At 67.4% G+C, this 22,043-nt stretch carries 20 protein-coding genes; 5 read left to right on the top strand and 15 right to left on the bottom strand.

Going from position 1 to position 22,043, the window contains the following annotated elements; genetic code table 11:
- Positions 1-128: 128 nt before the first annotated feature.
- Entirely contained in the window at positions 129-479 is a 351-nt protein-coding gene (locus AC07NB_RS13240; protein ID WP_494571348.1) for an ethanolamine utilization protein, read from the top strand.
- 210 nt (positions 480-689) lie between these two features.
- On the opposite strand, the gene AC07NB_RS13245 is transcribed toward AC07NB_RS13240, so the two are convergent.
- The 9 genes from AC07NB_RS13245 to AC07NB_RS13285 all read right to left on the bottom strand — a co-directional run bounded on the left by AC07NB_RS13245 (position 690) and on the right by AC07NB_RS13285 (position 8,092).
- On the bottom strand, positions 690-2,372 hold the full coding sequence (locus tag AC07NB_RS13245) for a serine hydrolase domain-containing protein (protein WP_494571347.1): 1,683 nt from the start codon (positions 2,370-2,372) through the stop codon (positions 690-692).
- 60 nt (positions 2,373-2,432) lie between these two features.
- Entirely contained in the window at positions 2,433-3,536 is a 1,104-nt protein-coding gene (locus tag AC07NB_RS13250; RefSeq protein WP_494571346.1) for a helix-turn-helix domain-containing protein, read from the bottom strand.
- A gap of 153 nt (positions 3,537-3,689) precedes the next feature.
- Positions 3,690-4,304 carry a hypothetical protein gene (locus AC07NB_RS13255; protein WP_494571345.1) on the bottom strand — a complete coding sequence of 205 codons (615 nt, stop codon included), beginning with the start codon at positions 4,302-4,304 and terminating at the stop codon, positions 3,690-3,692.
- Between the two features lie 612 nt (positions 4,305-4,916).
- Positions 4,917-5,132, bottom strand: coding sequence for a hypothetical protein (locus AC07NB_RS13260; protein ID WP_494571344.1), 216 nt, complete (start codon positions 5,130-5,132; stop codon positions 4,917-4,919).
- Positions 5,133-5,194: 62 nt separating this feature from the next.
- The gene (locus AC07NB_RS13265) at positions 5,195-5,596 is read right to left on the bottom strand and encodes a response regulator (RefSeq protein ID WP_494571343.1); all 402 of its coding nucleotides are present in this window, start codon (positions 5,594-5,596) and stop codon (positions 5,195-5,197) included.
- Positions 5,597-5,701: 105 nt separating this feature from the next.
- Complete coding sequence (locus AC07NB_RS13270) at positions 5,702-6,109, bottom strand: BLUF domain-containing protein (RefSeq protein ID WP_494571342.1); 408 nt, start codon at positions 6,107-6,109, stop codon at positions 5,702-5,704.
- 263 nt (positions 6,110-6,372) lie between these two features.
- Positions 6,373-7,077: a hypothetical protein gene (locus tag AC07NB_RS13275; protein WP_494571341.1), complete on the bottom strand. Its 705-nt coding sequence runs from the start codon at positions 7,075-7,077 to the stop codon at positions 6,373-6,375.
- 175 nt (positions 7,078-7,252) lie between these two features.
- Positions 7,253-7,657 carry a hypothetical protein gene (locus AC07NB_RS13280; RefSeq protein ID WP_494572583.1) on the bottom strand — a complete coding sequence of 135 codons (405 nt, stop codon included), beginning with the start codon at positions 7,655-7,657 and terminating at the stop codon, positions 7,253-7,255.
- A 243-nt stretch (positions 7,658-7,900) separates the two neighbouring features.
- Positions 7,901-8,092 carry a hypothetical protein gene (locus tag AC07NB_RS13285; RefSeq protein WP_494571339.1) on the bottom strand — a complete coding sequence of 64 codons (192 nt, stop codon included), beginning with the start codon at positions 8,090-8,092 and terminating at the stop codon, positions 7,901-7,903.
- A 325-nt stretch (positions 8,093-8,417) separates the two neighbouring features.
- Here AC07NB_RS13285 and AC07NB_RS13290 point away from each other — a divergent pair, with 325 nt between their 5' ends.
- Positions 8,418-8,879, top strand: a complete 462-nt coding sequence (locus tag AC07NB_RS13290; RefSeq protein ID WP_494571338.1) for a hypothetical protein — start codon at positions 8,418-8,420, stop codon at positions 8,877-8,879.
- Between the two features lie 124 nt (positions 8,880-9,003).
- Here AC07NB_RS13290 and AC07NB_RS13295 read toward each other — a convergent pair whose 3' ends face one another.
- Entirely contained in the window at positions 9,004-9,162 is a 159-nt protein-coding gene (locus tag AC07NB_RS13295; protein WP_494571337.1) for a hypothetical protein, read from the bottom strand.
- A gap of 264 nt (positions 9,163-9,426) precedes the next feature.
- On the opposite strand from AC07NB_RS13295, the gene AC07NB_RS13300 reads away from it, so the two are divergent.
- Positions 9,427-9,696, top strand: coding sequence for a hypothetical protein (locus tag AC07NB_RS13300; protein WP_494571336.1), 270 nt, complete (start codon positions 9,427-9,429; stop codon positions 9,694-9,696).
- Between the two features lie 190 nt (positions 9,697-9,886).
- Here AC07NB_RS13300 and AC07NB_RS13305 read toward each other — a convergent pair whose 3' ends face one another.
- The 4 genes from AC07NB_RS13305 to AC07NB_RS13320 all read right to left on the bottom strand — a co-directional run bounded on the left by AC07NB_RS13305 (position 9,887) and on the right by AC07NB_RS13320 (position 11,767).
- Positions 9,887-10,147: a thermonuclease family protein gene (locus AC07NB_RS13305; protein WP_494572585.1), complete on the bottom strand. Its 261-nt coding sequence runs from the start codon at positions 10,145-10,147 to the stop codon at positions 9,887-9,889.
- Between the two features lie 273 nt (positions 10,148-10,420).
- On the bottom strand, positions 10,421-10,639 hold the full coding sequence (locus tag AC07NB_RS13310) for a hypothetical protein (RefSeq protein WP_494571335.1): 219 nt from the start codon (positions 10,637-10,639) through the stop codon (positions 10,421-10,423).
- 278 nt (positions 10,640-10,917) lie between these two features.
- A complete protein-coding gene (locus AC07NB_RS13315) occupies positions 10,918-11,499 on the bottom strand; it encodes an alpha-ketoglutarate-dependent dioxygenase AlkB (protein WP_494571334.1) in 582 nt (193 codons plus the stop codon).
- Between the two features lie 4 nt (positions 11,500-11,503).
- Positions 11,504-11,767, bottom strand: a complete 264-nt coding sequence (locus tag AC07NB_RS13320; RefSeq protein WP_494571333.1) for a DksA/TraR family C4-type zinc finger protein — start codon at positions 11,765-11,767, stop codon at positions 11,504-11,506.
- A gap of 503 nt (positions 11,768-12,270) precedes the next feature.
- On the opposite strand from AC07NB_RS13320, the gene AC07NB_RS13325 reads away from it, so the two are divergent.
- Positions 12,271-14,325, top strand: a complete 2,055-nt coding sequence (locus AC07NB_RS13325) for a hybrid sensor histidine kinase/response regulator (protein ID WP_494571332.1) — start codon at positions 12,271-12,273, stop codon at positions 14,323-14,325.
- Positions 14,326-14,454: 129 nt separating this feature from the next.
- Here the strand turns inward: AC07NB_RS13325 and AC07NB_RS13330 are convergent, their stop codons facing one another.
- A complete protein-coding gene (locus AC07NB_RS13330) occupies positions 14,455-15,462 on the bottom strand; it encodes a helix-turn-helix domain-containing protein (protein WP_494571331.1) in 1,008 nt (335 codons plus the stop codon).
- Positions 15,463-15,619: 157 nt separating this feature from the next.
- Here AC07NB_RS13330 and AC07NB_RS13335 point away from each other — a divergent pair, with 157 nt between their 5' ends.
- A complete protein-coding gene (locus tag AC07NB_RS13335; RefSeq protein WP_494571330.1) occupies positions 15,620-21,844 on the top strand; it encodes an autotransporter domain-containing protein in 6,225 nt (2,074 codons plus the stop codon).
- Positions 21,845-22,043 lie beyond the last annotated feature (199 nt).

The raw sequence follows: 22,043 nt of genomic DNA on the forward strand, positions 1-22,043 counted from the left end.
GTTGCGCTCCTGAAGCGCGCCGGTGGTGGATCAACGACAGGAGTCGGCCCGCGGAGCTCGCCGGGAACTGACGGACGGGATTGGAACTAAGCAGGAAGGCCGCAGCCAATCGCCTTTGGGAAACGATCATGAGGATGCAGGGCTTCACGTTTGCCGACGCTCAATTCGAACGGTCTCCAGATCAGGAGGGCGAGATCTTCACCGGCAACCTTGTCGACGAGAGGGACGCGGCGCCGATCACCATTGGCTACGGTCGTTGGGGATCCAACACGAGCCTCAGCGAGACCATGGCTGTTGACGACGTGATGATCGTCCTGGAGGGGGAACTGACCGTATCCTCGGAGGGCGAGGTGGTGTCCGCCCGTCCGGGAAGCATCGTCCATATGCCGAAGGGCGTGGCCGTGACGATAGAGGCTGGGAAAGAGGGCGCGGTGACGGCCTATGTCACTCACCCGCATTGGCGCACAGCGCGCGACTAACAACTCCGTCGGGCGCGTAAGCGCAAGCGGCTCATTGTTTCAGTTCTCTCAGTGCGCGCGACCTAGCTGCCAGACCCGAAAGTCCGCTGCGGCCGCATTCGAGACCTTTGGGAGCAGAACCTCTGTGTCAGGGTTGGACCAGCTGTCGCCCCAATCCCCCCGTCCCAAGCGGGCAGGGATGTGGCCCTTCGCCGGGGACGCCGATCTGCATTAGTCCTGAAGCGGCTCACGGACGAAAACGATCCCCTCCGCCACCGGTCCAGACAGTTCGAAGCCAATGACGCGACCGTCGGCGTCCCGCTTGAAGCGCACACGCGACAGCGGCCCTTCGTCTCCGGCGAAGACATCCGGTAGATAGGCCCGCATTCGCATCGGAGGCCAGCGGGGGTGGCGGGCGACCAGATCGCCGTCGACCGCCTGGAAGACATACTCCGTGCGCAGCTCCACGCTGCGATATCGTCCGGCATAGTCTTCCGGCCGGACAGAGGCGGGGTCAAAGGGAAGCAGGTCAGTACGCGTCGCCGACAGGGCGCCGTTCCGACCGATGACGTATTTCAGGCCTCGGCTCCGGCCGGCGACCACCTCGTCGAACGTCACCGATAGACCGGTTCTGGGGTTCAGCTCGAAGGTGCGTGGCGAGAGAGCGAGCAAGGGGGCGGGGGGCTGCCCCCGGACGGCGAGGAACAGCCGTTCGCCGTCCGTGGTGAAGGTCAGGAACACGGCGGGGAACAGTTCATAGTCACCGGCGTAGGCGGCCAGATCGCCTGGCGTGGGTTCCGTTCTGGGCTCTGGCGGCGCGGGCGCGGTCGCGGGCGAATAGATGTCCGCGATGCGGTAGGCCATGGCGGAGGCGTCCAGGTCGCTGCGGTTCGACAGCACCGAAATCGCCAGCCGCTCGCCCGGAATGCGAAGCAGGAAGCTGCGAAAGCCGCCGGTTCTTCCGCCGTGGCTCCAGACCTGGCGTCCGTTGTAGACGCGCCGCTCCTGACCCAGGGCATAGGGGTAGAAGCTCTCGGCGCCGTCGTTCAGACGACCTACGGCTTCCATCCGCCGGAACACGGCCGGACCACCGACCTCTCCGCTCTCGAAATTCTCTGCCCAGAGGAGCAGGTCCTCCGCCGTGGTGTGAAGGCCGGTGGATCCCGTGTGGAGGTGGTTCAGGACTTGCCGCTCAAAGCCGTCAGCCCCCGGCGCATAGGACTGCGCCTCTCCCCGGCGGACCGTGGTCAGTTCGGTCTGGAACCGCGTATGCGTCATGCCCAGCGGCCCGAAGATCCTCGTCTGGCTGAAGTCGGCCAAGCTGTGGCCGGACACGCGGCGCACGACCTCGGCCAGCAGGACGTAGTCGGAGTTGTTGTACTGGAAGCCGGCGCCGGGCGCGAAGTTCAGGCCGTCCTGAGCCAACACCATGTCCAGCGCCTGCTGATCCGTGACCAGGTCTTCATCGCGCCAGCCGGCCATGGACAACAGAGCCCCGACATCCCTTAGGCCGTTGGTATGGTCCATCAGGCGCCGCAGCGTGATCGGCGGCCACCGCCTGGCTTCCGGCAGATAGGCCGAGACGGGGTCGTCGATGGACAGCTTGCCCTGCTGCTCCAGCAGGAGAATGGCGAAGGCTGTGACCTGTTTGGACAGGGAGGCGGCCTGGAACACCGTGGCGTCCTCGACAGGCGCGCTGTGTTCGAGGTCAGCCTGGCCCGCGACCGCGCGGGCGGCCACCCTTCCGTCGACCAGGACCGCCACCGCCAGCCCGGGTTCGTCGGGTTTGGCGGCGGAATGGACCAGGGCTTCGACCGCCGTCGCGCGGTCCTGTCCCGATCGGGCGTGCGCCTCGGGGGCCGGGGCAAGCATGAACACGAGGCCGATAACGGCGGGCAACAACAGCAGGCGCATGGCGTATCCGGTGGATCAGGAGCGCTCACGCTGCCCCGTCCGCAGTGTCGTCTCGACCGATTACGCGAAGTCGGTCGCCGGAACGCCATCGCCGATCGCGGCGCGACGGACGGACGATGGCGTCACGCCCTGATGCTTGCGAAAGGCGGCGTTGAACGAGGATTTGGAGTTGAAGCCCGCGTCGTAGGCGATCTCCAGGATGGAGCGATCGGCCCAGGCCGGATCGGTCAGCAGATCGGCCGCTCTTTGGGTGCGGTACTCGTTCACGAAGTCGAAGAAGTGAAGCCCCTCGACGTCGTTGATGAGGCGCGACACCTCCCGCGCGGACAAACCGACCCGACGGGCGAGAGCCTTCAAGCTCAACTGCGGATCACGATGGAGTTGCAACCGCGCCATGATCTCCCGGATGCGGACCATCTCATTCTCATCCGAAACGGTCCGGACCCGCAGCGGTCGGACCGGCGCCGCCGGCTTCGCGAGGGCCCCTCTCAGCAGGACCAGCATCAACAGGGACACCAGCAACGCCGCGGCGTTCGCACCGACGGCGACATTCAATACGGCGTAGACGTGCCGTGCCCCAGCGACGGCGGCCACGGTCTTGGCCAGGACGAGCGTGTGGGCCAGGAGCGACACGAGCAGCAAAACCTTCAGCCACCGCCGGACGCCCGGATCGATGATCGGGTTGACGCGAGAGAAGACCGTAAAGCCGATCAGGCCGGCGTAGATATAGAACTGCAGATGGAGCGCGGCTTCGTTCCAAAGGAGGTCAATTCCCTTCGAAGCCGGCAGGCCCGGATCAATGTCCGCCATAGCCAAGGCGCGTGGCGTCAGGCTAAGCGCCGAGACGATCACCAACACCGTCCCCGCCCACAAATGGAACCGGTGTTTGGAAAGGCCAGAGCTCAAGGTCAGCACATAGGCCAGCAGGAAGGGCATCTGCAGGAAGGCGAGGGGCAGACGAAAGACGAGCAATGGCGGGATTACGCTCGGCATCAGCGGCGCGGTCCAGCCCAGTAGGTCGACGGCTGACACCAGCAGGAAACCCGCCAGGAACCGGTCTGCCATGTGCGCCGCCGGGCGGGCCAGAAGCAGGGCTGTCGCCAGGATAACGCTGAGCGTTACGGTCAGCACGCCGACCGCGGTCAAGAACAGATCAGTCCACATTTACGATCTTCGCCACGAGCTCGTAGCGTGACGTTGGTCCAATGGCGGGTCAACGGCCACCGATCCAAAGGGCCGGGTGAAATGCGTGTGCGCCGACGTCTCGTCTTGGGATCGGCGGCTATGTCCGCTTCCGGCGCATCGCCGCCATTGCATTCAAGAACCGCCTGGGCCGGTTGCGTTCCCGGTCGAGGCGGCTGCAGCCGCGTTCAGCGCCGCGAGCCGCGCGTCCTGATCGGCCCGCGTGGGGACGTCCAGCGCGGTGCGAAGCGTATCAGGAACCAAGTCGCGGTCATAGGGATCGAGCGTGGCGGGTCCATCCGGAGCCTTTCGGGTCTGGGTGCCGTAGATTTGCGCCTTGCCTGTCATCTGGAGATAGCGGTCAAGCGTCGCCGCGGCGATCCATGCGCTTTCGGCGTCACCCTTGGCTAACGCCGCGACCGCGAGGCTGTGAGCCAGCAGGTAGTCCTCGGGCGTGGAGCCGTGCTGGAAGACGAAGGCTGCGGCGCGATAGTCCTCCGCGGTCTGCAGGCTGCCGGCTTCGAGAAGCGCGCGGGTGCGTCGCCGGCGCTCGGCGTCCCCGGCGATCATGGTCTGCAGAAAGGTCCGGTCCCGGAGACTCTCCGCCGTCACGCTGTGACGCACCGCCTGGTCGGCGGCCAGCATTTCGGCCATCTCGGGGTTGTCGGCCGGACGTAGATCCTGCGCCAGTCCCGGTCCGGAGATCAACAGAACGGCGGTTGCGGCGAGGGCCGGCAGGATCAGGCGCACGAGAATCTCCGATGCTGGGAAACGGGACGCGATTGCCGCTTCCGTCTTTCACCCGGATTGCAGCGGCGAAACAATCGGAACGCTATCCCGCAGTATCCGGATAACGAGCGTCAGGTGCTGATCGCTCTGTCGCCCGCTGTACGCGCCCTCGAGGCCAGGGCGGGCTGCCTGGCCGAGGCCCTGCTTGAACATTCTGGAGCCTCGCCTGCCGAACTCGGCGATCCCAACGCGCGCATGAAGAGGCTGCGGGACGCCATTTACGGGAGCTTGGGCGAAGGCCGGGCGCCGAAAGGCTGATCCCGCCCTTGCTGAGAGTCCTCCACGTGTTCGAGCTACACCGTTGGCGCCGTTCCACCGTCAACGACGATCTCTGACCCGTGGATCGAGCTGGCGCGATCCAGGCCAGGAAAGCGATGGCTTCGGCGACCTCGAAGGGCTCGGCGCCGCGACCGATGGATATCCCGCCGAGGCCGGCCAGAACCAGCTGACGCGCGTCCTCGATCGTACCCCCGTTGGCGTCCTGGATCCGTTGAGGAAGACGTCGGTACCCTCGGTCATGATCCAGCCGGGAGGGACAGCGTTCACGCGCACGCCTTGGGGGCCCAGCTCCGGCTAAAGAGGAAGAATGAAGACCCGCTCGTAGCCGGCGGCTCCGTCCGTCGTCGGAAAGACGAGGAAGTCGTTTCCCGCCTCATTGATCAGATCTCGGGCGATCGCATTGAAAGGTTCGGCCTGACCGTCCTGCCGGATGAGAACGACGCCGGCGCCTTCGGCCTCTAGGCGGAAGGCCGGATCATCCCGGCTAAATCTGTCGAGCAGCCGACGCATTCATGAAAATGAACACCAACCCAATGCGAAGTCTAGCGTAGCCGTTCCGAAGCCTTAGTCTGTTACAGCGGGGCGAACTGCGGTCCCGACGGTTCCGCATTGAGCAGTGTCGCCACCGCGTTGATGATCTGCGCGGCGACGAAGGGCTTGCTGACGAGGATACTGTTCGGAACGCCATGCGCAGCCCAGTCATGAGCGGAGTCGCCCGTGACATAGATGACGGGCAAGGCCGGAAATCGCTCTCGGGCCCTACGCGCCACATCCCAGCCCGTCTGGCCGCCGCCTAGATTCACATCCGTGATCAAGGCGCGGCATTTGTCGCCGTGTTGTTCGAAGAGACTATTGGCTTCGGCGGCGGAGGTCGCGGAGCGATGATCGAAACCGCCATCCTCCAGCGCATGCTCGATGGTGAGAAGGATTAGGGCTTCGTCATCGACGACGAAGACGCAGACAGTGTCCGACATCGCATTCTCCAAGCGCCAGTTTAACATCTGCCGCCCGGTACGGTTGCCGACATTCCGATTAATCTTGGTTCATCTCTTCCGGCTCGGCCGTTGCTCCGTCGTTCATCAAGTCTGCGGGCCGACCGCGTCGCGCATCAACCTCAAAATCTCCGCAGGCGGTGCGCCCGGCGCTTCCACCAGCTTGCTCAGGCCTCGCGCCTTGTCCGGGCTGAACCGGGCATTCGCCATCGCCCACCCGGTAAACAGCCGTTCTTTGACTGGTCGGCGGTCGATGATGGTGATGTCCTTATGACGCGGATCTTTGGCGAGCCGGCGCAGCAGGCCATCCAATGTCTGACGGGACCCTTCCAATACCTGGATGAAGCGCTCGTCGTGAGCGGCCAAGGCTCCGGTCAGGCCATCACGCGCGTTGTTGCGCTGGGACTCGGCCAGAATCGCGACCATGTTGAGCAGAGAGCCCGTACTGCCCGTCGCGCGGCTGAGATAGATAACGCGGTCTAGGTCTAACGACATGGCGGTTCCAAAACGGGCGTGATTCCCAAAGCCTAGTATGGGACCTTAAAGGTTGATGACCCGGTCAGCCCGAACCGAGGACCCGAAGGTCGCCTGGTCGGCAAGACCTCCCTGGCGCTGGACGAGCTTTCGCCTGCCGGAACGACATCCGCCACGGGGGCCGACGCCGTCCTTCAATTCGCCAGTGCGCGGAAGATCCGTGCCCCAGCGCTCGCCCAATGGCCGCTCGTGACCTTCATGGTCGGCCGCCGTCGGCGCCGCCGCTACAATTCGGGCTCCGGTTGGCCGATCAGCCGGATGGGGATGCCATCCATCTGGCTGATGTCCGCGTACTGCGATCGCTGTCGCCAGGCGTTCCCGAATTGCTGCTCCCACCCGCAAAGCATGTAGGACGTTTCAAGACCCACGCACTCAACGCGCCTGATGGCCTCAGCCGGCACGACGCGGCCTGATGAAGACGAGAGCGCCTTCGCCCATTCGGAGGGCGCCATTTGCGCGATCAGCGTCTCTACTCCCGGCTCCTCCATCGGCGGAGGGATATTCGCAACCCGAATCTGGGGGCCGTCCGGCGGATCCCACAGACCGAGGTCAATGGACGCTGGCCCCCGTCCCAGAGAGTCGTTTTCGGACGCCGACACCCAGCCGTCCGCCTGCGCGGCGCCGGAGGCGAGTCCGTCCGATCTGACGAAGGTCCGCCGACGCGCCTCCCATGGCGATGGGGACGCCGTACGGCGGACGTCGTAGGTGCAATCGGCCATCGCGGGCTCGCGGGCTGTGCACTGAAGATTGCGCACGCTCGTGCGGGCCATCCTGGTCATCCCGCTGCTCTCGCTCACCCCCACTTCCTGCACATCCTGAATGAGGGCCAAGCCGGTCTCGATGCGAGCGACCGTATCGGCGCCGGGGTGAAGGCCTGCCGAGGCGCAGCCCGACACGGCGGTCGCAAAGATCAAAGCTGGGATGCGCAATGGCGAACTTTCTATGCTGCGGACCAGATTGCGGGCGCCCCCGCCATTCCGCAATGGACCAGGGCAGTCGGTGCGTCAGGGGTTGCTTGCGGATGCGATAATGCCGCGCCGGCGGCGGGCGAGACCGACGGCGCAGGGCGGAGACGCTGCTCGTGCCTCCCGCTGTTGCGGTCGATCAACGGACGGGCGTCTCGGCGATCACCGCCGCCAAGTCCGCTTCAACGTATGGCTCAAGATAGGCCCTCACGGGTCCATCGATGCAGGCGCGCCAAGGCAGGGTGCTGAGGTAGTAGGACCAGAAATTTCGACCCTCCGGGCTTGCGGCGTAAGCCTTCAGGGCCACGAGGTCCGGGACGTACAGACGCTGGGCGAGGGGTTCGGCAACGCACTTGATGGCCTCGTCGATGATCCCGTCAGGCGCCGCCTTGGCTTTGGCGATCAGTCGATCCGACAGAAGGAAGTCCCGATCGTAAAGGTTGACGCCTCGCTGGGTCAGGACCTCGCCAGAAAGCCGACTGGCCGCAATGTTGATGCCCCAGCTGTACTCCGAAATGTACGGCTCCCGGGGAAAAAGAGCCACGGCCGCCGCTCTCCGCTCAGGCCCGGGATCCTCGGGCAAGGCGGGAGGTATTGGAACGACCTGAATGGCGGCGGCGAGAACAAGTGCGGGGATCATCCTCCAAGCATAGCCTCCGGAAGCCTCAACGCACCTCGCCAAACCTGACCTTAGGCAGTGAAACACGCTTTCAGGGGATCGGGCCGCCGTCTCCCTTCGAACCTTCGTATGTCGCCATCGAACCCATCTCCTTCCGGCGCGAAGCGGCTAGGCGCTCATGCCGAAAGGACGTCCCCGGTCGCCTAACAGGTTCCAGCCTGCATTGCTCGGCCAGAAACCCTGCCTGCCCCGGCGTTCCGCATAACCGAGAACGACGAGCTTTTCACTTCGAGCGCGGACCTCCGACCGCGTTTCGTCCACAATGTCCAAAAGGGCTTCAATGCGTTCGGCGTCGGTCATCTGCGGAAGATACCGTGCGCTTTCACGGGGGCAAGCCAGGCGCGAAGGTCCGTTTGCCGCCCTCGTCGGTGTCAGATCTCGGCGCTCCGCCGCCGTTCCATGCTGACGCTGGATCGCAAAATCCGTCTGACCCCAACGACAATCGCATCAGCGAACGTCCGCCCTTCCCTGGAACCGCATTGAAGAGGACTGTGAGACGCGATCGCGGCCGATGCCGGAACTGCCGGCTCGCCTACCGCTGGGTCGTCATGGCGCTCCAGGATCTGGAACGGACCCGATCGGGACCGGGTTTGGGGTGGGGCGAGAATTGGCTCAAGGTCGTCTAATGGCCCCGCGATTGAAGGTCTTCACCTGGTCGGATGGTTTCCACGCCCATCCGGTGGCGGTCAGTTCGCGCGCCAAGGCGCTGGCGGCCTGGGGCGTGGAGCAGGACCTGTTCAAATCCGGATATGCGCGCGAGGTGACCGCGGGCCCCGACTATGAGGCTGCGATGGCCGCTCCAGGCGAGGTCATGCGCCGGGGGGAAACCATCGACGTCGGCAAGGTCAGCCCAGCCCGCAAATCCCGCCAGCCGACCGGCCCGACGGCGGCGCAGAGGGCGAAGGTCAAGCGGCTGGAGGCTGAGCTCGCCGCACTGGACCTGGCCTGGCAGGCGGAGGAGACGAAGCTGGACGAGGCGCGGGTCCTGCTGGAGCGCAAGGCCCGGCGGGCTTCTGATCGGCATGAGCGTGCTCGCGCGACGCTGCGCCGGAAGCTGTCCAGCGCGCGCAAGGCGACCGGCGGCTGACGGGCTCGTGTCCGCGCCGACGCAGGGTCGGGGGCAAAAGGAAGCGGCGCTCCCTGGGTATGGAGGCGCCGCTCATGCCCTCAGGGGCCGTCCGCGCAAAGCGCAGGTGAGGATCGCATCGCCGTCAGTCCGGCGGCGTTGGGACGCCGTTTATGGCGAGGTTGTCGTCAACAAGCGCCTCCTCCTCATCGTTCTCTGGGCGCCGGGTGGGGTCGCGGGTCTCCGGCCAGGCGGTGTCGTCATCGGTGGGGACTGGATCGGGATGGTTGGTCGCGTCGGTCATGGCCGGCTCCTCCGTTACACCCTGAAGCAACTGCGCAAGGCGCGCCGCTGTTCCGCGCTCACGCGGCTTTGAATCCCGGGCGCCGGCGTCGACTCTGGCGCGAAGGCGACTGACCCCCGCGGCGCCTTCCAGCGGTTCGATCCGCCCCGTCATGCCGATCGGTCAGCTCGTCTTTTCACGCCACGGCCCCTTGACCCCCGTGGGGCCGTTCCCAAATCGCGCCTCCGGAGGACGAGGGGTCCTTCGGCGATATGAGGGAGAACCATGCAGAAGGTCATCGTTGAGCCCGTTGACGGGGGTTGGACGGTGAATGTCGAGACCATCGACAACCCCATGATGTTCGCCAGCGGTCGAGCGGCGGAGGATGCGGCGCGCGACCTGGCGCTTCGGTTGGCGGCGAACGGCTCTGATGTTGAACTTGAGCTGCGCCTTCGCGGCGGCGAGCGGGCGGCCCGCTTCGTCGTTCTTGCCCCGGTGGAGCACCAAGACCGCCCTCTCATGCTCAATGTGAGCCGGGAGCTGGCGCCGGCCTGACGTCGACGCCGGGGTGGAGGCCGGCGAACCTACCTCGCCCTCCACTCCCAAGGCCGCTGAAACGTCCCGGCCCAGAGGCCCGCCCCGGCATTCCGTCCGGTGGCTTCGGCCTCGGCATAGGCTCCAGCGCTGTAGCGTCGATAATCGAGAGCATGACCCTCCCGGACCTGCGCCGCGGCGAGATCGACGATCAGCCACCGGCCCGTGTCGCTGTGGTGCACCGCGCGACGATCCGTCTATAGCGGTCCGGTCGCCCCTTGGGCTCGCAGGTGACGGTTTGATCGCGCGTCAGCCGATCAAGATTGGTCGCCGCCTCCCGCCCGCAGCGGTAGGCCGCGCCGCCCCGGGTGCAGGTCTGCCGGCTCTCGGGCGCATCTACGCCCCAGAGCCGGATCCGTTGGCTGTGGATCTCCAGGGTGTCGCCGTCGACGGCCGCCGCGCGACCGATGATGGCCGGCGGATCGGGAGGAAGGGGCGGAGAGCATCCGTCACCCTATCCGCCGTCCGACAATCCACAAGGCGTGAACAAGGCGGACCGAATCTGTTGCTGTGGCTGTGGCCGGCGTTCAGGACCCGGGTTCCCAGGGTGGGGTCGCGCGCCGGATGGAGTTGCGCCCAAGTCCTTGGCGGAGTGCTTGGCTGGCGGCCACAGCATGCAGAACCCATCGACGCCGCCGGGCGGTCGGGGGTGACGTTCCGCTATGAGCGGATAGCGGACGCAGCGTTACAGAAACGACCATGCGTAGGCGGCAGCGAAACCGGTGACGGCGAGGAGCGGCGTAGCCCCGACGGCAAGCCATGCACGGACATAGCGCCGCGACGTCAGGCCTCGGCGGATGAGCAGCGCCATGCAGACCGTGGCGACCACGCCGAGACCGCCCGGCGACAATGACATCATTCCGGGGAGGATGAGCGTCGCGCTGACGACGAACGCGGCGACCAAACAGCCCCCCGCGATCAGCAGGGCGCGCTGGACCTTGCCTGAGCGTCGTTCGCCTCTCGTCATTGAGCGACGGAACCATGCTTAAGCGAACTCCGTCGAGCGAAATTCCGCAACGGGGCGAAGCCGGTCGCCGGCCCCCTCGGCTGACCGTCCGAAACCCAGGGATCCGCCAATGAGCCGGGGTGGCGGGAGGGACGGCCGGGGCGTCGTCGCGGCTGACCGCTTACGCGATTGGAAGCCGGCTCACTCGGCTCGCGCCCTTTCCGCCGGCCCGCGTCCTATCGTATCGAACGGAAGGTCACCGAATAGCGCAGGCGATCGCCGGGGCTGATGCTGTGTTGCCAGACCTCTCGAGCGGGGCCGTCGAGCAGATAGGCCGAGCCGGGATACAGGGGTTGCGACGCGCGCCGCCAGCCGCCGGCCTCGGGTCGGCGGAAGCGCAGAACGCAGTCCGAGGCGAAGGACAGACCGATGATCTTCCCATACTCGGGCCGGTCGCGATGCCAGCCGATCCCGGCGCCGGGGGCGTATTCGGTGATGAGGGCCTGGACGAGATCGGTCTCGGGAATTTCGGCGAAGGCCGCCGCCCTGGCGCGCAGGGGCCGCAGCCAGTCAGGCATTGGATCGGCCGGTCCGATCCGACCATGGGTGAAGTCGTAGCGCGAGCCGAAGGCGACGATCTGACGATGGCCCTTGAAGCCCCGAAAGTCGAAGGGGGCGAAGGCGAGGGTGCGGGCGCGGTCGATCAACTCGGCTTGCATATCCGCCGGGAGAATACCGTCCGCGTAGCGCAGGCCCGTCGGAACGGCGTCTGCGGGCGAAGGGCCCAGATCGGGAAACAACGACAGGGAGGCGGTCATGCCGTCAGCGCAACTGGCTGTCCTTGTTGCCGCGCCGGTTGACGCCGGCGACGGCGACGCGGGCGTCGCGTCCGGACTGGCAGGGCACGCAGGTGGTCACGCCGGGCAGGGCCTGGCGGCGCGCCGCGGGAATGAGGTCGCCGCATTCGATGCAGTCCTCGGTCCCCGCGCCGGAAGGCATGCGCGCGCGGGCGGTGAGCACGCCGTCCAGGACGGTGTCGTCGATCTGATCCAGAACGGCTCCGTCGCGGGTCCATCCCCCGGCCATCGAAAGCTCCATCAAAGCGCTGGGTGTCAGAGGGAGAGATGGGAATTTCGTTCCGAAATCCAAGCGCGGCCGTACAGGGTTCCGCGCTTCTCATGGCTCGATCACCGGGAGCGGCGCTTGCCTGATTGTGGCCGGACGGCCGAAGCTTGCGGCGCGGGCGGCGCTGTCGTTGACGCTCCGTGACGCACGGCTTCGGCCTGACCCAGGAGAATAGGTGCGGCGCCGGTCTGCCCCGGGATCGACCTCGCGCCCTGAGCGGTGGCCATGACCACGCCCGGCGACAACGCCAATGTCAGCGAGGATGAGGTCGATGCCCTGGCTGGTGGCGACAAGGCCGCCGTCCGGCGCTGAGCCCGGGGCGAGAGTCCGAGAGCAGGATATCCTGCCGCGGTTCGAATTCTGTCCTTCGCCCGGCGGGTTGAACGGCCCGAGCCGAGGATGGACGCACAACCACAGGTCAATCTCTTAACACTGCTCAGCGCATGCTGCGGTTGGAGCATCCAATGACTGATTTTCCGGGTCCAAACCACGAACATCGCCGCATCGCCATGCTCCAGTCATTTGGGCTCGCCGACGATGAGCCGGACCGGAGTCTGAAGGCGCTGGCGGAAGTCGCGGCCAATATCGCCGGCACGCCGACGGGTTTTGTCGGCCTGATCGACAGCGACCGCATCAGGGTCGCGGGAGGGGTGGGCGTCGCGGCGGTCGAGATCGATCGTTGGGACGCGTTCACCAGCTACGCCCTCCTTAGGCCCGATGACATTCTCTGGGTCGCGGACGCTCGTCTGGACCCGCGGTTCGAAGGCAGCCGATATGTCGTCGAAGCGCCGTTCATCCGCTTCTATGCGCATATCCCGTTGTGTGTGAACGGCTGCATGGTGGGGTCGCTGTGTGTTTTCGACAAGGAACCGAAGCCGTTCGACGATATTCTCTCCGATCGCCTGAAACTGATCGGGAAGGCCTGTGCGGCGGAACTGGCCGAACGCCATCGCACGGGCGCGCTGCGTCAGGCGCTGACGGCGTCGGCCGACGCACTCGTGGATTGCGACGCGGATGGTCTCGTCCGGACCTGGTCCGAGGGCGCGGAGCGGCTCTTCGGATTCAGCCAAGCTGAAGCCTTGGGCAGGGACATCGCATTGATCATTCCGGAGGAGCATCGGACGGCTCACCGGCACGGCATGCGGCGGTGGCGCGAAAGCGGCGCCGCGCGCCTTGGCCGACGGCTGGAACTGCCGGCCAAGCGGCGAGACGGCACGGATCTCGATATCGAGTTGTGGATGTCAGTGTCGCACGACGAGGGCGAGCCTCGGGTGCATGGACATATTCGTGACATCTCCGAGCGGCGCAATCAGGCGCGTGAACTCGCCGAAGCCGTTGCGCGCGCCGAGGAGTCCAGCCGGGCGAAGACCGCCTTCCTGGCCAATATGAGCCACGAGTTGCGGACTCCCCTGAATGGAGTCACCGCCTGTTCCGGCTTGCTGGCTTCCTCTCCGCTCACAGCGGATCAGGCTCGTCTGGTTCAGATCATTTCTGACGCCGGCGATCAACTGGGACGCCTGATCGCCGACATCCTCGACCTCGCACGCATCGAATCCGGGGAACTGAAACTGAATGCGGCGCCGACGGACCTCGAACCCTTGGTGGGGAGCGTGGTGGATCTCTGCCGACTCAAGGCCGACGAGAAGGGGATCCCACTCAGACTCGAGTTCGCGCCGGCCGCTGGCGGCGTTCTGCTGCTCGACAGCGCACGTATGAAACAAATCCTCGGCAATCTGCTCTCGAACGCGATCAAATTCACAGCGGAGGGCGAGGTGGTGCTGCGCGTGACTCGGGCGGGACCCACCTTCCTATTCGAGGTCGCGGACACCGGCATCGGGTTCGACGCCAAGGTGCGCGACGTGATCTTCGAACGCTTCCAACAGGCGGACTCAACCATCACGCGCCGGTTCGGCGGCACCGGGCTGGGCCTCGCGATTTGCCGCGACCTCGTTGAGGCGATGGGCGGAACCCTCGACTGCCGCTCGACCCCCGGAGAAGGTTCGGTGTTCTGGATCCGGGTCGATCTTGAGCCCGCCGCCCTGCGGAGCACAGAGACGGCGCCGACTGGAGACCCGACCGAAACAGATCTCGGGAAAGCGCGCGTGCTTGTGGTGGACGACAACTCGACGAACCGGCAGGTCGTCGGACTCATCCTGCAGGCTGCTGGAATCACGCCGTCGTTCGCCGAGAACGGCCGGGAAGCCCTAGCCGCGGCTTCAGCCGATGTGTTCGACTTGATCCTGATGGACATGATGATGCCGGAAATGGACGGGATCGAAGCCACTCAAAGGCTTCGCGCGGGCGAAGCCGGCGATCCCGCGCGCAAAACTCCGGTGATCATGCTTACGGCGAACACCTTGCCCGAACACGTCGCCCAGACTCGTCTCGCCGGGGCTGACGGCCATCTCGCCAAGCCCATAACGCCTGCGGGTCTGCTGGGGGCCGTCTGCCCTTGGATATCGCGGCGGGAGGCGGCTAGCGTCGAGACCATCCCCCGGTCGGTGGGCCCGGCGCTTTAGGTCGCTCCTGGATCCTACCTCCGCTTCCAACCGAGCCGTCGATCTCCGGGCGCGGCGCCGAGCTGAACTCCAGTCGGTGGGCGTCCGTCGCTGAAATCCACTTCCGGCGCGGCCTGCGGACTCGCCTGATCAGGCGGCGTCGCCCAGGTCCGACATCCAGCTGCCCCACAGCATCATGCGCTGCGGCGGCGACAGGTCGAGACGGACGCCGGCGGGGGCGATCGCCGGACGGCTTCCGCTCGCCCGGATTTCGCGGGCGGTGACGCCGAATTCGCGGCGGAAGGCCCGCGCGAAAGCCGCTTCATCGGAAAAGCCGTGCTCGAAGGCGATGTCTCCGATCCGTCGGCGGTCCGTCGCGTCGGTCAAGATCGCGTGCACCTTCTTGAGCCGGCGTTGCTGGATGTATCGCGCCACGCCGCCAAGAGGCTGGAACAGCCGATAGAGGGTGGTGCGGGAGACCGAAAGCGCCCGCGCGACGGCCTCGGGCGTCAGGTCGGGAGAGGTGAGGCGGCTGTCGATGAACCGGCGCGCCTGCCCGATCAGGGTGGCGTCGAGCACGCTGCGCGCCCGGGCGTCGGCGTTCCGGGACGGCGCCAGGCAGGCGGCTAGCATGGCCAGGGTGGCGTCCGCCATTCCGGCCCCCTCCGCGCCGCCCATCGACGGGGCGTTGCGGGCCAGCGACCGGATATGGTCGGCCATCAGCCGTCCCCGCGGCCCGTCGATCTCGCGGCCGTGCAAGCTGTCCGCGCAGGGCAGGGCGGCGTCCATAACGTCGCGCGGGATGAAGATGCAGAGGCAGTACATCGGCGCGGCCGGGAGGCTGATCGGCTGCCCCAGGTCGATGACGCGCAGCACCCCCTCCGGCCGCGCCGGCTCATAGTCCAGCCGGATCAGATAATGGTCGATGTAGTCCGAACGAATCCGCGGCGCGTCGCGCTCATAGGCGAGGGCGTCAACCTCGGTGCCGCCCAGAGCCAGCGGCCCCATGAGATAGGTGAAGGCCGATCCGCGGAATGTTGCATCCGCCTCGGGGCGCCGTGTGTCGAACATCGGCGCCATGGCCTCGCGCCAGGCGTCCAGGCGATCACCGGCGCCGAAGTCGTCGGTCGAAAAGCGAATGAACGGCAGACGATCCACGCGGCGCTCCCCCAAGCCTGGGCGGACTTAACGTCGGTTGGGACGCACGGTCAATTCGGCGGACGCACGGCCTGACGCAGAGCGCGCAACTCGGATTATCGGCGCTGAGACGACCCTCCCAGGCGGGGCGGGACAGGGTTTTAGGGAAGGAAGTCCAGTGCTGCACCAGATCACCGCTTCGCGCCGTTTCCGCCGTGCGCTCGGGCAAGGTTGCGCCGTTTCTCTCGCAGCGCTGGCGCTGGGCGCGGGCCTGGCCGATCCCGCGGCGGCGCAGTCGATCGTGGTCGGCGCGCCTGTCGGCGCGACGCCGTCCGCGCCGGCGCCGTCGGGAAATAGTCCGATCGTCCTGGGGATCGACGCCGATGAGTTGGTCTTCAACCATACCGGCGCGGGCTATGTGTTCGCGCCGGCGATCTCCGGAAGCGGCGGCCTGTTTCACTATGCCGGCGAGACGATTTTGACCGGCGACAGTCCGATGTTGGGCGCGCTGCAGGTCTATGGCGGCGCCTTGGTCCTGGAAGGCCGGATCGGCGACGGGACCTCCACCCTCGCCCAGGTGCGGGGTGGGAATGGGCCCGCATCCCTGACGATCCGCAACGGCGGCGCCTTCCAAGGCCGGCTGTTGTCGGTCGACGGCCCCGTCGCCGAACCTGGACAGCTGACCATCGCCGGAGCCGAAAGCCGCGCGGACGTGGCGGAGCTCTATGTCGGCGCGTCGGAAGCGGGACGGATGACCCTGGCGGACGGGGCCGTCGTCACGGCGGCCGACGCCTGGTTCGGCTACGTCTACGGCAGCCGGAGCGCGGTCGAGATCACCGGCGCAGAGACCCTGCTGGATGTCGGCTACCTGCGCGCCGGCATGTCCGGCGCGGCCGACATCCTGGTCCGCGACGGCGCCACGCTGCGGGCGGACTACCTCGATCTGACCAGCGGCTGGGACGCCGAAAGCCGTTTGACCGCGACGGGCCGGGATACCGTCCTGTCGGTCGAGAACGGCCTCTATGTCGCGACCTACGGCAATGCCGTGCTGGAAGTGCTGGACGGCGCCGCGGCGCGCGCGGCCGCATTGGGCGTGGCGGGATACGATCAGTATGGCGTGGTCCGAGTGGCGGGCGAGGGCAGCGCCTTCACCGTTGACCAGGACATGGGACTCGGGCTGGGCGAAGGCGGCCGCGCGACGCTGAGCGTCACCGACGGCGCAAGGATCGCCGCCGCTTCCCTCGGCGTCGGCTACGCCGCGGGAGCCTATGGCGACGTCCTGATCTCGGGCGCCGGGTCGCGCGTGGAGGTCGGCGAGGCGGCTGTCGGCTATGACGGCCACGGGCGACTGGTCCTCGCGGACGGCGGGACCCTGGCGCTGACGAACCCCGCGAACGACGCCCTGTGGCTGGGGCTCCACAGTGACGCCTCGGGCCGACTGGTGATCGGCGCGGATCCGCTCGACGGGGGCGAGGCGGCGGGCGCGGGCGTCCTCGAGGCCCCGCGCGTCGTCATGAACACGGACGCCGCGATCGTCTTCAATCACACCAGCGAGGCTTATCGGTTCGACGCCGACGTCTTCGGCCGGGGCGACATCGAACACCATGCCGGGGAGACCATCCTCGGCGGCGACAGCGAGATGATCGGCGGGATCGCCGTCAGGGGCGGCGATCTGATCGTCGAGGGACGTCTTCGGAACCGCAACGCGGATATCGGCGAGGCCGGATCGGTCGTCATCGGCTTTGAGCCCGGGGACGCCGGGGCGTTGACGGTCCGGAACCAAGGGTTGCTGACGACCGGTGATCTGACCGTCGGCGACTACGCCGACGCGCATGGGCGACTGACCGTGGAACAGGGGGCGGCTGTCGAGACCGACTTCGCCATGCTCGGGCACGAAGGGTTCGCCGACGTCAGCCTGACGAGTGGAGGGTTGCTGCGGGCCGAATTCCTCGTCGCCGGCGCCTACGCCGGGGCGTTGGCGGCGATCCGCCTGTCCGGGGAGGACACGCGCCTTGAGGCGGGCCTCGCCATGCTCGGTTCGGAAGGACAGGCCTCGCTGCAGGTGCTGGACGGAGCGATCATGGAGGCGGAGGCGCTGTTCCTGGGCGGGTCGGCAGGGGGACGAGGATCGGCGGAGGTCGTGGGCGAGGGCTCCCGGATCGACCTCGGCGACGCCGCGATCGGTCTCGAGGGCGACGGCGTCCTGCGGCTGGCCGACGGCGGGGTGCTCTCCGTCGGTTACGAAGGCTCCGGCGCCCTGACCCTGGCGGCCTACGCGGGCTCGCGCGGCGAGTTGGTGTTCGGCAGCCTGGAGGGGGAGGGCGTCCTGACGGCCGCCGGCGGACTCCAGGCGGCGGAGATCCAGATCGGCGAAGGGGAGGGGATCATCACCTTCCGCCACGACGGCGATGTCTCTCTCTGGTCGCCGATCCGCGGAGACGGTCTCATTCACGCCGACGCCGGCGTGACCCGTCTCGTGGCGGACAACGCCGACTTCACCGGCCTGACGCGTATCGGCGGCGGTCGATGGGACGCGACCTTGGTCGTGAATGGACAATTGGGCGGGAACGTTCGCGTGGCGACGGACGGCGTTCTGGCCGGCCAGGGTGTTCTGACGGGTGACGTCGCGATTGAAGCCGGGGGGACGCTCAGCGGCGTCCAGGGGCGGACGCTGACGCTCGGATCCCTGGTCCTCGGCTCCGGATCGTTCACGGATGTGGCGCTGGGCGCGCCCGGCGATCAGGCGCTGTTCGATGTGGTCGGGGACCTGACGCTGGACGGGATCCTGAACATCAAGAGCGAGGGGCAATTCGAGGTCGGGGTGCACCGGCTCTTCGACTACGGCGGCGCGCTCATCGACCGCGGGCTTGAGCTCGGCGAAACGCCCGAACTGATTTTCGGAAGGGTCCAGACGGCTGTGGCCGGCCAGGTCAATCTGGTCACGGGCCGCGGGCCGATGTGGTTCTGGGACGGCGGCGACGCCTCTCTCCACGACGACGGGGTCATCAACGGAGGCGAGGGGGTCTGGCGCGTCGGCGGGGCGAATTTCACCACGGTCGACGGCCGCCTGAACGGCGATCCCCAGCCGGTTCCGGCTTTCGTCGTCTTCCAGGGGGACGCCGGAACGGTGACGCTGGATGCCTCCGCCGGGGCGATCACCGCTGCCGGACTTCAGTTCGCGCAGAACGGCTATCGGCTCCAGGGCGATGCGCTGACGATCGGTGCTGACGGCCTTGTCGTCCGCGTCGGCGACGGCACGGCGGCGGGGTCAGGCATCACCGCCCGGATCGCGTCGGCGCTGACCGGCTCCGGGGGGCTGGTGAAGAGCGACGCGGGGACGCTGGAATTGACGGGCCTCAACACCTACGCCGGCGATACGGTCCTGCGTGGGGGATGGCTGGCGATCAACGGCGACGGCGCCCTGGGCTCGGCCTCGTCGGGCCTGATCGCCCAGGGCGGGGATCTGCGCCTGTTGGGCGACTGGACGAGCGCCCGCCGGCTGACCCTGACGTCGACGATGAACCTGGACACCGGGGGCTTCACCGCCGTTCTGACGGGCCCGTTCAGCGGCGCGGGCCGTTTCGTGAAGAGCGGTGTGGGCCGCCTGACACTCGCCTCCGACAACAGCGCCTGGACAGGCGACGTGGATGTCGTCGGGGGCGAACTGAACGTCACCGGCCAGATCGGCGGCGGTGTGACGGTGCGCTCCGGCGCCGGTCTGTTCGGCGTGGGTCTGATCGGCGGCGACGCCTCGATCCTGTCCGGCGGCTCGCTGAACGGAGTCCAGGGGCAGACCCTGACCTTCGGCGGCGACCTGAGCCTGTTCAGTGGAACCCGGGTCAACGTCGGCCTGGGCCAACCCGGGACCGAAGCCCTGTTCGACGTCCGCGGCGACCTGACGCTCGACGGGATTTTGAATGTGACGGCCATCGGCGACTTCGGCGCGGGCGTCTACCGCCTGTTCAGCTACGGCGGCGCATTGACCGACCGTGGTCTGGATATCGGCTCGACGCCGATGGGCGTCGCGCCCTCGGACCTGGCGGTGCAAACCTCGGTCGCCGGTCAGGTGAATCTCCTCAACAGCAACAACGCTACGCTGCTGTTCTGGGACGGCGATGCGGCGGGAAGCGCCAACAACGGTCTGATCGACGGCGGCGCGGGCCTCTGGTCGCTGGCCTCGGCCAACTGGACGGACGCCGACGGCCTGCTGAATGGGAACATCAACCCAGCGCCCGGCTTCGCGGTCTTCGCGGGCCAAGCCGGGATCGTCACGGTCGACGGCTCGGCCGGGACGCTGAGCGTGGACGGCATGCAGTTCGCCGCCGACGGTTATGTCGTGCAGGGCGACAGCATCGGCTTGGCCAACGCCAACACAGTCATTCGCGTGGGCGACGGCACGGCGGCCGGGGCCGGAATGACGGCGACCATCGGCTCGGGCCTGACCGGCGCGGGCCGTCTGGTGAAAAGCGATCTGGGCACGCTGATCCTCACGGGGAACAACAGCTACGCTGGTGGGACTTACGTCCAGGCCGGGACCCTGGTGGGCTCGACCGCCTCCATCCGCGGGGACATCGTCAATGAGGGCGTGGTGCGCCTGAACCAGTCGGCGGCCTGGGCCGACCTGGAGGGGACGACGTCGGGCTCGGGCGCGTACATCAAGTCGGGGGCGGGCGGTCTGCGCCTGGCGGGCGCCTCGACCTCGGACTGGACCATCGAGCAGGGCGAATTGACCGTGGTCGGCGCCTTTACCGGCGATGTGGCGACCACGGCCGGCGCTGTTCTGACCTTCGACCAGTCGAACGGCGCACGAACCTGGGGCGGGGCGCTGAGCGGCGCCGGCACGATGAACATCGTCGGATCCGAAAGGGTTCGCCTCACCGGCCAGTCGCAGGACTTCACGGGCCATACGGTCGTCAACGGCTGGCTGTCGGTCGAGGGCCGGTTGGGCGGCACGCTGGAGGTGGCTCAAGGCGGCCGTCTGCAAGGCTCTGGCCGGGTCGGGAACCTGACTGTGGCCGGGACCATCAACCCGGGAAACAGCATCGGCGCATTGCAGGTGGATGGCGACCTGACCTTCCGGGCGGGCTCAGTCTTCGAGGTCGAGGTCAATCCTCAAGGCCAGTCTGACCGCATCAACGTGCTGGGTTCGGCCAATCTGCTGGGCGGCTCGGTGCTGTCGCTGGGCTCGGGCGGGAACTATGCGCCGCGGACCGCCTACACCATTTTGACGGCCGCAGGCGGGGTGAACGGCCAGTTCGGCTCGGTCGCCTCAGACCTGGCCTTCCTGGACGCCACCCTCAACTATACGGCGGCCTCCGTCGAGCTGACCCTGACGCGGAACGACATCGACTTCGCCGCGGTGGCCTGGACCCCGAACCAGCGCGCGACCGCGCCGGCGGTCGAGGCTCTGGGCCTGGGCAATGACGTCTGGGACGCCGTGATCACTCTGTCGGAAGCGGACGCCCGTTTGGCTTTTGACCAGCTGTCCGGAGACGCCTGGGGCTCGCTGACTACGGCGCAGATCGAGGACAGCCGCCTGGTGCGCGACACCTTCGTCGATCGCCTGAACGCGGAGGCCGGCCGCGGCGTCTGGGTCAAGGCGTACGGTTTGAGCGCCGAACACGACACCGACCGGAACGCAGGCCGGCTCGATCGCGACCTGACGGGCGTGGCCATGGGCGCGGACGCCGGCCTATCGAACGGCTGGCGGGTGGGCGTCGGCGGCGGCTATGCGACCAGCGACTACGCCATGGATAGCCGCGGTCTGACCGCCGACGGCGAGGTATGGAGCCTGGGGGCCTACGTCGGCCAAAGCCGAGACGCAATGAGACTGAGCGCCGGCCTGGCCTGGTCCTGGCAGTCCACGGACGTGGCTCGGGCGGTCGTCTTCCCCGGCTTCGACGATTTGAACAAGGCCCAGGTGGACGGCCGATTGGGGCAGGCGTTTGCTGAGGTCTCCTGGATTCTGCCGTATGAGAATGCGGTGACGGTGGAGCCCTATGCCGGAGCGGCCTTCATTCACTGGAGCCAGGACGGCTTCAGCGAAACCGGCGGCGCCTCGGCCCTGACGGTGGACGCAGGCGAGGCCGATCTGGGTCTGATCCGTCTGGGCGCGCGCGCCTCTGGCGGCTACCGGACCCACGGTCGAGACCTGCGCATGAGCGCGCGAGCCGGTCTCCGCCGGATGGTCGGCGACACGGACGCGACCCCGGGGATGCGCCTTGACGGCCAGTCGCTGGACGGCGTGCGCGGCTTGTCGATCCCCGGCGTCGCCGCCGAGATTGGACTGGAGGCCGAAGTCCAGTTTCGCGAGGGACTCGTCGTCAGCCTCGCTGCGCAGGCCCTCGCCTCTGAACGCAACGCGGACGCCGGCGCCGCGATGCGGGCCTCTTGGAGGTTCTGAGATCGTCGAAGCGGCTCGATCTTGGCTCGCGGGTGGAGCCGGAAACGGACGCCGTCACCATCCGCAAGGGCGGGGCGCGGCGCGGACGAACGCCTTTGAGCAGGCTCAAACCACCATGACCCGGGGCGTCTGGTTCGGAGCCGCGCCGTACGCCGACGAGCGGATCGCAGCATCCTGCCTCGCCGCCCGCGCCGAAGAA

It is taken from the genome of Brevundimonas sp. GW821-FHT09G01, assembly GCF_059416065.1.

Bases quoted from the DNA above. Each gene is read 5' to 3' on its own strand.
- AC07NB_RS13260 (WP_494571344.1), bottom strand. From the start codon at position 5,132: ATGCGTCGGCTGCTCGACAGATTTAGCCGGGATGATCCGGCCTTCCGC.
- AC07NB_RS13325 (WP_494571332.1), top strand. From the start codon at position 12,271: ATGACTGATTTTCCGGGTCCAAACCACGAACATCGCCGCATCGCCATG.
- AC07NB_RS13250 (WP_494571346.1), bottom strand. From the start codon at position 3,536: ATGTGGACTGATCTGTTCTTGACCGCGGTCGGCGTGCTGACCGTAACG.
- AC07NB_RS13300 (WP_494571336.1), top strand. From the start codon at position 9,427: ATGCAGAAGGTCATCGTTGAGCCCGTTGACGGGGGTTGGACGGTGAAT.
- AC07NB_RS13295 (WP_494571337.1), bottom strand. From the start codon at position 9,162: ATGACCGACGCGACCAACCATCCCGATCCAGTCCCCACCGATGACGAC.
- AC07NB_RS13290 (WP_494571338.1), top strand. From the start codon at position 8,418: ATGGCCCCGCGATTGAAGGTCTTCACCTGGTCGGATGGTTTCCACGCC.
- AC07NB_RS13240 (WP_494571348.1), top strand. From the start codon at position 129: ATGAGGATGCAGGGCTTCACGTTTGCCGACGCTCAATTCGAACGGTCT.
- AC07NB_RS13320 (WP_494571333.1), bottom strand. From the start codon at position 11,767: ATGGCCGGGGGATGGACCCGCGACGGAGCCGTTCTGGATCAGATCGAC.
- AC07NB_RS13315 (WP_494571334.1), bottom strand. From the start codon at position 11,499: ATGACCGCCTCCCTGTCGTTGTTTCCCGATCTGGGCCCTTCGCCCGCA.
- AC07NB_RS13265 (WP_494571343.1), bottom strand. From the start codon at position 5,596: ATGTCGGACACTGTCTGCGTCTTCGTCGTCGATGACGAAGCCCTAATC.
- AC07NB_RS13245 (WP_494571347.1), bottom strand. From the start codon at position 2,372: ATGCGCCTGCTGTTGTTGCCCGCCGTTATCGGCCTCGTGTTCATGCTT.
- AC07NB_RS13285 (WP_494571339.1), bottom strand. From the start codon at position 8,092: ATGACCGACGCCGAACGCATTGAAGCCCTTTTGGACATTGTGGACGAA.
- AC07NB_RS13270 (WP_494571342.1), bottom strand. From the start codon at position 6,109: ATGTCGTTAGACCTAGACCGCGTTATCTATCTCAGCCGCGCGACGGGC.